The following is a 13786-nucleotide window of genomic DNA, read 5'->3' on the forward strand; positions in this document are numbered from 1 at the left end:
CGGCCCGAACTGGTAAGATGGCAGATGCGTGGCGGATGCGCCGCGCCATTACGCGCCTTGCGGCGATCAACCCCGAATGCGATGAACCACCTGATCCACGACAGCATCTTCGACAGCGCGGCGCGCACCCCCGACGCCGAGGCCCTGGCCTATGGCGCGGCGCGCTGCACCTACCGCGAACTGGCCGGCCAGGTGGAAGCCGCGGCCGCCCTGTTCCTGGCCCAGGGAATGCGGCCGGGCGAGCGGGTCGCCGTGTACATGGAAAAGCGCATCGAGAACGTGGTGGCCATGTTCGGCGCGGCCGCCGCCGGCTGCGTGTTCGTGCCGGTCAATCCCTTGCTGAAACCCGAGCAGGTGGCCTACATCCTGGCCGACTGCAATGTGCGCCTGCTGGTGACGACGCCCGAACGCCAGGCCCAGCTGGCCGCCAGCCTGGCCGGCTGCCCCGACCTGCGCGCGCTGTTGCTGACCGACGGCGCCCGGCCGGCGCCGTCCCCTTCGGGCCTGGCGCTGCTGCACTGGTCGCAGCTCGAGACCGGTGTATCGTTTACTCCGCACCGCCGCATCGACACCGATATGGCGGCCATCCTGTACACCTCGGGCAGCACCGGCGCCCCCAAGGGCGTGGTGCTGTCGCACCGGAACATGGTGGCCGGCGCCGCCAGCGTGGCCGGCTACCTGGGCGTGCGGGCCGACGACCGACTGCTGGCGGTGCTGCCGCTGAGCTTCGACTATGGCCTGAGCCAGCTGACCACCGCCTTCCTGCGCGGGGCCTGCGTGGTGCTGATGAATTACCTGTTCCCGAAGGATATCGTGGCCGCCGTGCGCGCCGAGCGCATCACCGGCCTGGCCGCGGTGCCACCGCTGTGGATCGCCCTGTCGCGCCTGGAGTGGCCGGCCGATTGCACGCTGCGCTTCATCACCAATTCCGGCGGCGCCATGCCGATGGTGACGGTCGAGGCGCTGCGGGCGGCGCTGCCGCGCGCCGAGGTCTACCTGATGTACGGCCTCACCGAAGCCTTCCGCTCGACGTATCTGCCGCCGGCCGAACTGGCGCGCCGCCCTGATTCGATCGGGCGCGCGATCCCGAACGCCGAGGTGCTGGTGGTGCGTCCCGACGGCAGCCTGTGCGAGGCCGACGAGCCGGGCGAACTGGTGCACCGCGGCGCCCTGGTGGCGCTGGGCTACTGGAACGACCCGGCGCGCACCGCCCAGCGCTTCCGCCCGGCGCCTGGCCAGGATCCGGCCCTGCCGCTGCCCGAGCTGGCCGTGTGGTCGGGCGACACCGTGCGCCGCGACGCCGACGGCTACCTGTACTTCATCGGCCGCAGCGACGAGATGATCAAGGTCTCCGGCTACCGCATCAGCCCGACCGAGGTCGAAAGCGTGCTGCATGCCAGCGGCCTGGTGAGCGAGGTGGCGGTGTTCGGCGTCGCCGACGAGACGCTGGGCCAGGCGATCGTGGCGGTGGCGGTGACCGGCCCTGAAACGATAGATCGCGCCGCGCTGCTGGCCGAATGCCGGCGCCGGCTGCCGGCCTACATGATCCCGGCCCACATCGTCGTGCGCGCCGAGGCGCTGCCGCGCAACCCGAACGGCAAGATCGACCGCAACCTGCTGCGCACGACCTTCCAGCCCGGCCAAGGCCAGTAAAGGCCTGGCCTTACCGCATCCAGAACATTCCCATGACCGGCACCAAGCCCCAGCACGCTCCCCAGATTCATTTCCCCGTGGTCGACGACGTCCTGCAAGTCGGCGGCATCCCGCTCACCCGGCTGGCCGAGCGCGTCGGCCGCACGCCGTTCTTCGCGCTCGACCGCGCCGCCTGCAGCGCGAAGGTCGCGGGCCTGCGCGCGATCCTGCCGCCGCAGGTGGCGCTGCATTATTCGATCAAGGCCAATCCGATGCCGGCCCTGGTGCAGCACATGGCGGGCCTGGTCGACGGCCTCGACGTCGCCTCCAGCGGCGAGCTGAAAACCGCGCTGGATACCGGCAAGGACCCGGCCCACATCAGCTTCGCCGGCCCGGCGAAGACGGATGCCGAACTGCGCCAGGCGATCGCCGCCGGTGTGTGCCTGAACATCGAATCCGAACACGAACTGGCGCGCGCCGCGCGCATCGGCGAAGCGCTTGGCGTCACGCCGCGCGTGGCGCTGCGCATCAACCCGGCATTCGAGCTGAAATCGTCGGGGATGAAGATGGGCGGCGGCGCCAAGCCCTTCGGCATCGACGAGGAACAGGCGCCCGCCGTGCTGCGGCAGGTGGCCGCCCTGGGCCTGGATTTCCAGGGCTTCCACATCTTCAGCGGTTCGCAGAGCCTGCGCCTGGACGCCATCGTCGAGGCGCAATCGCGCAGCATCGAGCTGGCCATGCGGCTGGCCGGCGACAGCCCGCTGGCGCTGCGCCAGCTGAACATCGGCGGCGGCCTCGGCATCCCGTATTTCCCGGGTGAGGCGCGCATCGATCCGGCGCCGATGGGCGAGCACCTGGCCGCCTGGCTGCCGCGCCTGGCCGCGGCGCTGCCGCAGGCGCGGCTGGCGCTGGAACTGGGACGTTACCTGGTCGGCGAGGCTGGCGTGTACGTGGCGCGCGTGATCGACCGCAAGGTCTCGCGCGGCGAGGTATTCCTGGTGCTGGACGGCGGCATGCACCACCACCTGGCCGCCTCGGGCAACCTCGGCCAGGTGATCCGCAAGAATTATCCGGTGGCGGTCGGCAACCGCATGAACGCCTCGGGCGACGCGCCGGACAGCGGCCCGGCGTCGGCCACCGGCCCGCTGTGCACCCCGCTCGACATCCTGGCCGACCGGATGCCGCTGGCCCATGCCCGCGTCGGCGACCTGGTGGTGGTGTTCCAGTCAGGCGCCTATGGCGCCAGCGCCAGCCCGGGGCAATTCCTGGGCCATCCGGCGGCGCTGGAAGTGCTGGTCTAGCGCTGCGCCCTGGCGTCGGGCGCCTTGCCCAGCCAGCGGTCGATGCGGTCCTGCATGAACGGGATGCGCATCGGTGGGATGTCCTCCTGCACCGGCGCGCGGATCAGCACCTTGTCCAGCGTGATCAGGATCGCGAACACGTAATAGATCAGGTCATAGTAGGCCAGCGTCAGGAAGGCCCCAGCGGTCATGTAACCGATGATGCTGACGTGGCACATGCGGGCCAGCATCAGGGCCCAGGCCAGGTCTTCCTTGCCGCTGCAGAAGCGGATCACGCGCGAGCCGAGGCGCCAGGCCACCACGAACATGAACAGGAAGATGCCCAGGCCGATATAGCCCTGCTCCCCCAGGATCTGGAAATAGATGCTGTGGGCGTCGAAGTAGCGCTCCGGCTCCGGTGCATACAGCATGAACATATGCGGCGCGAACACGTTCGGTCCGCCGCCCAGCACGAACTCGTTGGCGATATTGATCGCAAACAGCCAGGAATTGATGCGTCCGGTCGCCGAGGCGTCCTCGTCATAGGTCTGGATCGTGTTCATCCGTCCCATCCAGGCCTCCGGCATCGCCAGCAGCACGATCGGCACGATCAGCAGGAAGGCGATGCCGGTCTTGAGCTTGTGGTGCGACTTGAGCCACAGGAAGAAGCCCATCATGAAAACAGCCAGGAAGGCGCCGCGCGAATACGAGCCGATCGCGCCCAGCGCGGTGAGGCCGGCCATGGCCAGCACCCCGCGCTTGAGCCATTTTCCGTCGACCTGGGTCACCAGGTAGACCAGCAGGGGCGTGATCGTCACCAGCGCCAGCGCCAGCGTGTTGTTGTCGCTGATGAAACTCGCGCGCGGACCGAGCAAGCCCTCTCCACCGCCGCTGAAGATGACGAAGATGCCGCTCTTGACGCCCCAGAAACCGAGCGACAGCGCCACCACGATGGCCAGCATCTTGGCGTCCTTGCGCGTGCGCACCGTCATGATGGTGATGAACACCATCAGGACGATCTTGCTGAACCGGTCCCAGTCCTGCCAGGCCGCGGCGGGCACCTGGGCAAAGATGGTGGTGACCGTCATCCAGCCGAAGAAGATCGCCAGCACCACCACCAGCGGCGACATCGGGATCTTCTTGGGCTCGCGCGACAGCATGACCGCCACCAGCGTGATAATCGACAGGTACATCGCGAACGGGAAGAACTGGGTGAAGCCGTAGCTCAGGCGATGCGGATTCATCAGGCTGACCACGGCATAGGCCATGGCGCCGACCACGGGGCGCTTGAAGATGTAGGGAATGATCGCCACGAAGGCGAGCAGCAGGATGAGGTCACGCATGGTGGGGCCGCCTCGGCATGCTGGAAATGGTTGGCTTCATGTGGGTGGGCAGGGTTCCATGGGGCGCCCGTATCGCTGGCGCCAGGCTCGGGGTTTGTTAAAAAGCAATGCCGCCATTATGCGAAAAATTTTTCCGGAGGGCAGCACGATTGACGCCAGATGCATAAATTTTTGACAAGCATGATACTATAATTCAAGTTCTGATCAGCACTGTTACACCTTATTCGTGTCAGCTGAAGCAACACCCGGCATAAGGAAAAACGGCGCGCACGGCGTGCGCTTTCACCGGTCTCTTTCGTTCAGTTAATCCTTCAGTTTATCCAACTTCCAGACAAATCATGAAGATCACTATCATCGGCACCGGCTATGTGGGCCTGGTTTCGGGCGCATGCTTCGCCGACGTCGGCAACACCGTATTGTGCCTCGACGTCAACGACGAAAAAATCGCCATGCTCAAGAATGGCGTCATCCCGATCCACGAACCTGGCCTGGACACCATGGTCGAGCGCAACGCCGCCGCCGGTCGCCTGCTGTTCTCGACCAGCTACGACGAAGCCATGGCGCACGCCGAATGCGTGTTCCTGGCGGTCGGCACCCCGCCCGATGAAGACGGCAGCGCCGACCTGACCCACATCCTGGCCGCGGCCCGCTCGATCGGCCAGCGCATCGAGACGCCGGTGGTGGTGGTCGACAAGTCGACCGTGCCGGTCGGCACCGCCGACAAGGTGCGCGCCGCCATCCAGGGCGAACTCGACAAGCGCGGCAGCACCGTCGCGTTCTCGGTGGTGAGCAATCCCGAATTCCTGAAGGAAGGCGCGGCGATCGAGGACTTCATGCGTCCGGACCGCATCGTGGTCGGCAGCGACGACGCCAGCGCCACGCGCCTGATGCGCCAGCTGTACGCGCCATTCAGCCGCAACCATGAAAAGCTGGTCGAGATGGACGTGCGCAGCGCCGAGCTGACCAAGTACGCCGCCAACGCCATGCTGGCCACCCGCATCAGCTTCATGAACGAGCTGGCCAACCTGGCCGAAGTGCTGGGCGCCGACATCGAGGCGGTGCGCCACGGCATGGGCCTGGACCCGCGCATCGGCTCGCAATTCCTGTATGCCGGCATGGGTTATGGCGGCTCCTGCTTCCCGAAGGACGTGAAAGCCCTGGTCAAGACCGGCGCCGACCACGAGCAGACCCTGCACATCCTGGAAGCGACCGAGCGCGTCAACGACAACCAGAAGAACGTCCTGTTCAAGAAGCTGTCGCGTTTCTACGGCGGCGTCGAACACCTGAACGGCAAGACGGTCGCGCTGTGGGGCCTGTCGTTCAAGCCGAACACCGACGACATGCGCGAGGCGCCGAGCCTGATCCTGCTGAAGGAACTGTTCGCCGCCGGCTGCCGCGTGCGCGCCTACGATCCGGTGGCTAGCAGCGAAGCGCTGCGCGTGCTGGAACGCGACCACGGCGCCGCCCGCGTCGAAGAGATGCTGACCATCGCCAGCTCGGCCACCGCCGCGGTCGACAATGCCGACGTGCTGGTGCTGGTGACCGAGTGGAAGGAATTCCGCGCGCCGGACTTCCGCCACCTGGCCCAGACCCTGCGCGGCAAGGCGATCTTCGACGGCCGCAACATCTATGACCCGGCGGAAGTCGCCGAAGCCGGCCTGGCCTACGAAGGCATCGGCCGCGTCAGCCGGAAGGCGGCCTGATGATCACGGGCACCCACCGCATCCTGGTCACGGGCGCCGCAGGCTTCGTCGGCAGCTTCGTGGCGGCGCGCCTGGCGGCAATGGGCCACCAGGTGGTCGGCTGCGACAACTTCAACGATTACTACGATCCGCGCCTGAAGCACGACCGGGTGGCGGCCCTGCTGGCGCCCGCCGGCGTGGCCTGCCACACGGTGGAGCTGGCCGATGCGGCCCAGGTCGCGGCGTTGTTCGAACGCGAGCAACCGACGCTGGTGGTGCACCTGGCGGCCCAGGCCGGGGTGCGCTACTCGATCGAGAATCCGGCCGCCTACGTGCAGTCGAACCTGGTCGCCTTCGGCAACATCCTCGAAGCCTGCCGCCACGGCGCGATCGAACACCTGCTGTATGCCAGCAGCAGCAGCGTCTACGGCGCCAACGCCAAGGTGCCGTTCAGCGAGGACGACCAGGTCGACGCCCCGGTCTCGCTGTACGCCGCCACCAAGAAGTCCAACGAGCTGATGGCGCATTCGTATAGCCACCTGTTCAAGCTGCCGGCCACCGGCCTGCGCTTCTTCACGGTCTACGGACCCTGGGGCCGTCCCGACATGGCCTATTTCAGCTTCGCCGAGAAAATGGCGCGCGGCGCCACGATTCCGGTGTTCGCCGAAGGCCTGCTCACGCGCGACTTCACCTATATCGACGACATCGTCGAAGGCGTGGTGCGGCTGCTGTTCAAGCCGACGCCGGCCACGGAAACGCGCGCGGCGCATACCGTGTTCAACATCGGCAACCACAATCCGGTGCGGGTGCTGGACTTCATCCAGACGCTGGAAGGCGCGATCGGCATCGAGGCGCGCAAGGAATTCCTGCCGATGCAGCCGGGCGACGTGCCGGCCACCCATGCCTCGATCGACAAGCTCAAGGCCTGGGTCGACTTCGCGCCGACTACGCCGCTGGCCGCCGGACTGGCCAGTTTCTGGGCCTGGTACCGTGACTGGGCGCCACGCCGCGCATGATGGGGGGCGCATGAACGACCAGCCGCAGATCCTGCTGTTCCAGACCACCGACCCGGTCGCGGTGAAGAAGCGCCTGCTGCGTTTCCGCGCCGCTTTCCTGCGCCTGGGACCGCAATGCCGCTTCGCCGCCATCTCGTACACGCCGAATGCGAAGACCGGCGTGCGCAAGGTGGTGCTCGACGGCGTCGAGATCGAGCACCATGTGTATGGTCCGGACGCCATCGATACCCTCGGCTATCCGGCCAAGGGCGCCGCGCGTCCGTTCAAGCTCATCCCCGGCAACTGCGACCTGCCGCCGCTGCTGTTCCGGCGCGCGCAGCCGCAATTTGCCGAGTATTGGGTGGTCGAGGACGACGTCGACTATTCGGGCGAGCTGTATCAGCTGTTCGCCGGACTGGCCGATCGCGAGGGCGATCTGCTGGCCGCCCACCTGGCGCGCGGCGAAGAGGAATGGACGTATTCCGCGATGCTGCGCGCGCCCGGCCTGGACCTCAAGCCGGCCGACAGCTGGCTGGTATTCCTGACCTTCTTCCGCATCAGCGGCGCGGCGCTCGACCTCATCGACCGCTACTACCGCGCCGGCTGGACCGCCCACAGCGAGAATGCCTGGGCCACGATCCTCAAGCATGGCGGCATGAGCGTGGTCGACTTCGGCGGCGCCGGCGAGTTCGTGGCCGAGGAAGACCGCAACAAGCGCTACACCGGCGTGTCCAACGACGGTTTCGCCAAGAACGGCAGCTTCGGCACCCTCAACATCCGCCTGCGCCCGGGGCGCGAGAAGGACTTGCTGTGGCATCCGATCAAGCCGCCCAAGGTCTGGTTGCGCCAGTGGCGCAAGCGCTATGTCTCGATGGCCCAGTGGTATCTGAACCGCTTGACGCGCGGCGCGCGCCAGGGCTGAACCGTCCCCGGCAGGTGACGATAAAAAACGGGGCCTTCGCAGGCCCCGTTTTCATGCATCGGCGCTGACGCGCAGGAAGGTCTCGAACATCAGCACCGACCACAGCGGGGTGCTGTAGTCCTTGCTGCCGGCGATGTGCTGTTCGACCATCTCGCGCAGGAAGCGCTCGTTGAACATGCCGGTGTCGAGCAGCAGCGGCGACAGCGCCGCCGCGCGCAGCTTCTCGCGCAGCGGGCCGCGCAACCAGGCCGCCAGCGGAATGGAAAAACCCTTCTTGGCGCGGTACAGCACGTCGTGCGAGAGGAAGGGCTCGAGCGACTTCTTGAAGATGTACTTGCCTTCGCCGCCGCCCAGCTTGATGTCGGGCGGCAGGGTCGAGGCCCATTCGACGAAGGTATGGTCCAAGAGCGGCACCCGCACCTCGAGCGAATGCGCCATGCTGGCGCGGTCGACCTTGGTCAGGATGTCGCCCGGCAGCCAGGTCTTGAAGTCGAGGTACTGGATCAGCGACAGCGGATCGTCGGTCGGTGAGTTCGCCGCGTGCTCGTGGAATACCTGGATCGCCTCGTAGCCCTGCAGCTCGCGCTTGAACCCATCCGAGAACAGCTGGGCGCGGATCCGGTCCGGCATCTTCGACACGCCATGGAAGTAGCCCTCGACCGTGTCGCGCGCCAGCGCCTCGAAGGTGGTCTTGGCGCGGAACATGCGCGGCGCCCAGTCGGCCTTCGGATACAGCTTGCCCAACGTGCCGAACACGGGCTTGCGCAGGCCGGCGGGCACCTTGTCGCGCACGCGCTGCTCTGCCATCGCGAAGCGGTAGCGGCGGTAGCCGGCGAAGCTCTCGTCGCCGCCGTCGCCCGACAGCGACACCGTGACGTGCTTGCGCGCCAGCTGGCACACGCGGTAGGTCGGGATCGCCGAGCTGTCGGCGAAGGGTTCGTCGTACAGGCGGCCCAGGGTGTCGATCAGGCCGTAGTCGTCCTTGTCCACGACCTGGGCGTGGTGGTCGGTGCGGTAGCGCGTGGCGACTTCGTTGGCATACTTCGATTCGTCGTATTCGGGGTCGTCGAAGCCGATCGAGCAGGTGACCACCGAATCGGGATTCTGCTGGGCCATCATCGCCACCACCGCGCTCGAATCGACGCCGCCCGACAGGAAGGCGCCCAGCGGCACGTCGGCCACCATCTGGCTCTGCACGCATTCCTGCAGGCGCGCCGTCAGTTCCTGCTCGATTTCCTGCATCGGACGCTGCGGGGCGCGCTGGAACGGGATGTCCCAGTACTGCTCGGGTTTCACCTCGGTCTCGCCGGCGCGCAGCGTGATGCGGTGGCCCGGCGCCAGTTTGAAGGCGCCGTGGAAGATGGTGTGCGGTTCCGGGACATAGCCGAAGGCGAAGTAATCCTCGACCGCGCGCGGGTTGAGCTTGCGCGACAGTTCGGGGTGGGTCATGATCGATTTCAGCTCGGAGCCGAACACGAACAGGCCGTTCGGCAGCAGCGCGTAGAACATCGGCTTGACGCCCAGGTGGTCGCGCGCCAGGAACAGCGTCTGCCGTTTCCTGTCCCAGATCGCGAAGGCGAACATGCCGCGCAGGCGCTGCAGGCAGTCCTGGCCCCAGGCCTGGTAGGCGTGCAGCAGCACCTCGGTATCCGACTTGGTGCGGAAGGCGAAGCCCAGCGCGACCAGCTCGTCGCGCAGTTCGCGGTAGTTATAGATCTCGCCATTGAACACCATCGTCACGTCGCCGGCGGCGTTGCGGATCGGCTGCTGGCCGCTGGCCAGGTCGATCACCGACAGCCGGCGGTGGCCCATGCCGAGCGCCGTTTCCAGATACAGCTCGCCTTCGTCCGGGCCGCGGTGGTGCTGGCTCTCGTTCATGCGGCCCAGCGCCGCGCGGTCGATCTCGCGAGTTCCCTGGGTATCAAAAATGCCGACGATTCCGCACATGCTCGTTCACTTCCTGCGTTGTTTAGGTATGGATGGATTGATGCAGCCGGGCCGGCGCCTTGTGCGCGAGCAGGCCGTCGTACAGCGCCATATAGGCGCGCAGCATGGCGTCCATGCTGTATTTTTCTTCGATGCGCGCACGCGCGGCGGCGCCATGGCGCGCCATCAGCGCCGGGTCCTGTACGTAGCGCGCCAGCGCATTTGCCAAGGCTTCGACCTCGACCGGCACCAGCAGGCCATGCACGTCATCATTGACCACTTCCGGGATGCCGCCGACGTTCGAGCACACCGACGGCAGGCCGCAAGCCATCGCCTCCAGCAGCGAGACCGGCGTGCCCTCGGCCAGCGAGGGCAGGGCGAACACGTCGAAGCCGTGCAGCAGATCGGCCACGTCGGCGCGCGCGCCGGGCAGCCAGACCGCGTCCTGCAGCTTGGCCCCTGCCACCTGTTCGCGGATCGCGCCCAGCAGCGGGCCGTCGCCGACGATGGTGAGTTTCAGGCGCGCACGCAGGGCGGGCAGGCGTTCGTGCAGCAGGGCGAAGGCGGCCACCAGGCTGCGGTGGTTCTTGACGTCCTGCACCCGCGCCACGGCGCCGATCACGATATCGTCCGGACCCCAGGGCGCGGCGGTGCTTGCATCCGCGCGCGGCGCGTAGCGCTCAGTATCGACCCCGTTCTTGATCGGATGGTTCTTCGCGGCCGGGATGCGGACCACGTCGGCCAGCCAGCGCTGCAAATCATCGGACACCGGGATGTAGCGGTCGATGAAGGGCGCCAGGCGGCGGCGCAGGAAGTTGTGCTTCGGGTTCAGGCCCTGCGGGTCGGATGCATCGCGGCCATGCTCGGCATGGATCCGCACCGGCACCCCGGCCAGGGCGGCGGTGAAGCAGAACTCCATCGCCGCCAGGTTGTAGGTGTGCAGGATGGCCGGACGCAGGCGCCGCATCAGCTTCCAGAAGTCGACGTGCACTTGCGCGCCGTTCCCGGGCGGCTTGTTTAGGGCGAACAGCTCGACCCCGGGCTGGGTGATGCGCTGGGCGAACTCCGAGTAACGCGTCAGGCACACGACCGCGTGCCGGTATTTTTCCGGCGGCAGGCGGTTGATGCAGTCGACCAGCAGCGTCTCCAGTCCGCCCACGTCGAGCGAATAGACCAGGTGCACGACCAGGGGCCGCTGGGCATTCAGGACCGACAGCTCGCTATGCATCGCGGCACCCGTCAATGGCTGCGCGCATGGTCCAGCGCGCGCTCGACCGCCTGGCCCTGGCCCGCCAGGAAGGCGCGCAGGGCGGCGCGCGCGGCTTCCGGATTGTCGCGCACCGGGGCCGACAGCAACACCACGGCGCCGTCGTCGCCGCGGAAGCGCAGCTTGGCCTGGGCCTGCAGCAGCTTGCCGACGTAGTTGTTGGCCGTCAGGTGGCCGTCGATCGACATCCACTGCCACACCAGGATCTGGCCGCCCGGACCGTTCAGGCGGGTCTCGCGCAGGGTCAGCGGCTGGCCGCCCAGGGTCTCGCTGCGCATGGCGCCGCCGACGGCATGCCAGGCGTCGTCCGAGGTGGCCAGGGTGTTGACGGAGCTGATCAGGGCCTTGCCGTTGCGCTGGTTGCGGTAGTACATGATGTCGAGCGCGACTGGCGGCATGCTTTCGCTGTTGCGGAAGGTGGCGCGATAGGTCGCGTCCGGGTTGACCCAGCGCGGGGTCCAGCCGGAGAATGGCGCCACCTGCGGCCAGCCCACCGCCACCGTCGACAGCTGGACCGGCTGCGGATTGAGGTTGGCGGCGTCGTTGTAGCGCGCGAAGCCCGGCCACAGCGCGGTGAGCGCCACCACGGCAGCGCACATGGCCGCGATGCGGGCCATCGAGGCCGGCGCCGGATTGCCCGTCACGGTGGCGGCGGCGGCCGCGGTGGATGCATCGGCGACCGGAAGCTCGTCATCGTCGCGCCAGAAGCTGCCGACCCAAAACATCAGCAGCATCACCAGGCCGAAGAACAACCAGCCATAGATCAGGTGGTCGACGCCGGTGGCCAGCTCCATGCCGGACAGGTGGCCGATCATCACGATCATGTAGGCACGCAGGCCGTTGGCGACGATCGGCACCACGATCGACACGGCCACGAACAGCAGGCGTTTCGAGGTCGAGCGGTAGGTCAGGTAGGCGTACAGGCAACCCAGGGTGAACGAGGAAATCAGGTAGCGCACGCCGCTGCAGGCTTCGACCACCGACCAGGAACCGGTCGGCAGCTCGAAGCGGGTGCCGTTGCGCAGCACCGGGATGCCGGTGGCCTGCACCGCCCACACGGTGAAGTCGGCGGTGAGGTTGATCAGGGGGCCGACGAAGACTTCGCCGAAGGGCACGGCCAGCAGCAGGAACAGAAGAGGAAAGGCGAGTGCCCCCGCCAGGCGCGGGCCCAGCATGGCCAGCGCGATCACCGGGAACATCGAGACGAAGGCGTACTGCATCACGACCTGCACCTCGCCCATGCGCGCCAGCAGCCAGCCGGCGCCCAGCATGGCCAGCAGCAGCAGGGCCGGGGCCCAGGGCCGCGCCGGGACCGCGTTGAACACCGCGCGCCGGCGCCAGATCAGCCACAGGCTGATCGGCAGGATGGCGTAGCCGTGGGCGAAGGTCTCGGAACTGTTCCAGATCGCCACCAGCGACTGGGCGGTGCCGAGGTAGAGGAAGAACGGCGCCAGCAGCGCGAGCGCGATCAGCATCGCGCTCGAAGGGGCCAGCGGCGTCGTGGCGGCGCCCGGTGCGGCGGCGGCCAGGTCATTGGGTGGGTTCACGAGCATTCCAGTCGCTCCTCGATGCAGGCCAGGTTGCTGGGCCAGCTGTAATGATGTTCGACCCGCGCCCGTGCGGCGCGGCCCATGTCCTGGTTGTCGCGGGCCAGGAGCCCGTTCAGCGTGTCGATCCAGGCCGGGGCGCCGTCGGCCACCGCCAGCTCGCTCCCGGCTACGGCGTCGATGCCTTCCAGCGCCTGCGGCGACACCACGGTCGGCGTGCCCATGGCCATCGCCTCGAGCACCTTGTTCTGGATGCCGCGTGCGATGCGCAGCGGCGCCACCGCCAGCGTGGCGTGGCGGATATAGGGGCGCACGTCGGGCACGGTGCCGGTCACGGTCACGCCGGGCAGCTGGCCCAGCGCCTGGACCTGCGGGTTCGGGCGCGAGCCGACGATGTAGAAGCGCAGCGCCGGGTCTTGCGCGGCAAGGGCCGGGAACACCTCGTCGGCAAACCACTGCACCGCGTCGACATTCGGCCAGTAGTCCATCGCGCCGGTGAACACCAGCGCGCGCGCGCCTGGCGCGAACGGGCTGCTGAAATCGTGGTCGGGCGAAAAATACTCGGTGTCGACGCCGTTGCTGAAGTGGCCGATGCGCGCCACGCTCTCGGGCGCCAGCTGGCGGAACAGCTCGGCCTCGGGCGCGGACACGAATAGCGAAGCGTCGTACTGGCTGGCCACCTGGCGCTCGTAGCGCAGCAGCTGGCGCGCCTCGTGGCGGTACAGCCAGCTCATGGGCCAGGACTTCTTGTCGGCGTACTGGCGCCACTTGTCCGAGTCGACGTCGCAGAAGTCGATCACGCGGCGTGCGTCGCGATGGTGGTCGACGTATTGCGCCATCGGCGACGAGAACACCATCACGCGCTTGATGCCGTGCGCGGCGACGGTCTGCTCGACCCAGCGCGCCATGCCCGCATCCTGGTAATAGTCCAGCGACAGCGAGCGGTTCTTGACCAGCGCGCCCAGGCTGCGCACGCGCGCCAGCAGGGGATTCAGGGCCGCGAAATGGCTGCTGGCGCACATCGCCTCGACCTTGGGCACGTGCTGCCAGTCGTCGGCGTCGTCCACGAAGGTGGCCAGGTGCACCCGGTAGTCGCGCGCCAGGTGCTTGAGCAGGTTGTACGAGCGGATCTTGTCGCCCTTGTTGGGCGGGTAGGGGATGCGGTGGATCAGGAGCAGCAGGTCTTGCACGG

10 protein-coding genes are annotated in these 13786 nt (G+C 67.6%); 5 read left to right on the forward strand and 5 right to left on the reverse strand.

Going from position 1 to position 13786, the window contains the following annotated elements; translation table 11 throughout:
- Positions 1-81 precede the first annotated feature (81 nt).
- Both SOM28_RS14755 and SOM28_RS14760 read left to right on the forward strand, forming a co-directional pair.
- Positions 82-1653, forward strand: coding sequence for an acyl-CoA ligase (AMP-forming), exosortase A system-associated (locus tag SOM28_RS14755; RefSeq protein ID WP_320468562.1), 1572 nt, complete (start codon positions 82-84; stop codon positions 1651-1653).
- Between the two features lie 32 nt (positions 1654-1685).
- Positions 1686-2933, forward strand: a complete 1248-nt coding sequence (locus SOM28_RS14760; RefSeq protein ID WP_320468563.1) for a pyridoxal-dependent decarboxylase, exosortase A system-associated — start codon at positions 1686-1688, stop codon at positions 2931-2933.
- On the opposite strand, the gene SOM28_RS14765 is transcribed toward SOM28_RS14760, so the two are convergent.
- A complete protein-coding gene (locus tag SOM28_RS14765; protein ID WP_320468564.1) occupies positions 2930-4255 on the reverse strand; it encodes a putative O-glycosylation ligase, exosortase A system-associated in 1326 nt (441 codons plus the stop codon). The two genes, SOM28_RS14760 and SOM28_RS14765, sit on opposite strands and share 4 nt — an antisense overlap.
- A gap of 338 nt (positions 4256-4593) precedes the next feature.
- On the opposite strand from SOM28_RS14765, the gene SOM28_RS14770 reads away from it, so the two are divergent.
- From SOM28_RS14770 to SOM28_RS14780, 3 genes are read left to right on the forward strand one after another with little or no spacing between them, the layout of a single operon-like run.
- Positions 4594-5958, forward strand: a complete 1365-nt coding sequence (locus tag SOM28_RS14770; protein ID WP_320468565.1) for a UDP-glucose dehydrogenase family protein — start codon at positions 4594-4596, stop codon at positions 5956-5958.
- A complete protein-coding gene (locus SOM28_RS14775) occupies positions 5958-6953 on the forward strand; it encodes an NAD-dependent epimerase/dehydratase family protein (protein WP_123068755.1) in 996 nt (331 codons plus the stop codon). The genes SOM28_RS14770 and SOM28_RS14775 overlap by 1 nt, the downstream gene beginning before the upstream one ends.
- A 10-nt stretch (positions 6954-6963) precedes the next feature.
- Complete coding sequence (locus tag SOM28_RS14780; protein WP_123068756.1) at positions 6964-7854, forward strand: hypothetical protein; 891 nt, start codon at positions 6964-6966, stop codon at positions 7852-7854.
- 51 nt (positions 7855-7905) lie between these two features.
- On the opposite strand, the gene SOM28_RS14785 is transcribed toward SOM28_RS14780, so the two are convergent.
- The 4 genes from SOM28_RS14785 to SOM28_RS14800 are packed head-to-tail and all read right to left on the reverse strand — an operon-like array spanning position 7906 to position 13784.
- Positions 7906-9801: an XrtA/PEP-CTERM system amidotransferase gene (locus tag SOM28_RS14785; RefSeq protein WP_123068757.1), complete on the reverse strand. Its 1896-nt coding sequence runs from the start codon at positions 9799-9801 to the stop codon at positions 7906-7908.
- Positions 9802-9823: 22 nt separating this feature from the next.
- The gene (locus SOM28_RS14790) at positions 9824-11008 is read right to left on the reverse strand and encodes a TIGR03088 family PEP-CTERM/XrtA system glycosyltransferase (RefSeq protein ID WP_320468566.1); all 1185 of its coding nucleotides are present in this window, start codon (positions 11006-11008) and stop codon (positions 9824-9826) included.
- 11 nt (positions 11009-11019) lie between these two features.
- Complete coding sequence (gene xrtA, locus SOM28_RS14795) at positions 11020-12600, reverse strand: exosortase A (protein WP_320468567.1); 1581 nt, start codon at positions 12598-12600, stop codon at positions 11020-11022.
- Positions 12591-13784, reverse strand: a complete 1194-nt coding sequence (locus SOM28_RS14800; RefSeq protein ID WP_123068760.1) for a TIGR03087 family PEP-CTERM/XrtA system glycosyltransferase — start codon at positions 13782-13784, stop codon at positions 12591-12593. The genes xrtA and SOM28_RS14800 overlap by 10 nt, the downstream gene beginning before the upstream one ends.
- Positions 13785-13786 lie beyond the last annotated feature (2 nt).

Source organism: Massilia sp. CFBP9026 (assembly GCF_034045165.1).
Lineage (GTDB): Bacteria > Pseudomonadota > Gammaproteobacteria > Burkholderiales > Burkholderiaceae_D > Telluria > Telluria arenae.